Annotated in this window: 1 pseudogene; it reads left to right on the plus strand. The window is 74.4% G+C overall.

The features are described 5' to 3' along the window. A pseudogene (locus ACQG3P_RS23210) lies at positions 1-237 on the plus strand (NAD(P)H-dependent glycerol-3-phosphate dehydrogenase); the annotation flags it as partial. Position 238: the final 1 nt, after the last annotated feature.

Consider the following 238-nt stretch of genomic DNA (forward strand, 5'->3'; position numbering starts at 1 on the left):
TGCCTGGCGTTGGGGCGTGGGCAGTCACTGGAGGACGCGAGCCGCGAGAGCGGCCAGGTGGTGGTATCGGTGCAGACCGCCGACGCTGTCTGGCGCCAGGCCCGTCGCCACGGCATCGACCTGCCGAGCTCCGACCGGGTCCGCGCCGTGCGGCACGGCGACCAGACCCCGGACGAAGGCCTTCGCGCGCAGCGGGCCCGCGACCCGAAACCGGCATATCCGGCGACGCGGGTCTGAG

This window comes from Stenotrophomonas sp. SrG (assembly GCF_050031795.1).
GTDB classification, from domain to species: Bacteria; Pseudomonadota; Gammaproteobacteria; order Xanthomonadales; family Xanthomonadaceae; genus Stenotrophomonas; species Stenotrophomonas rhizophila_A.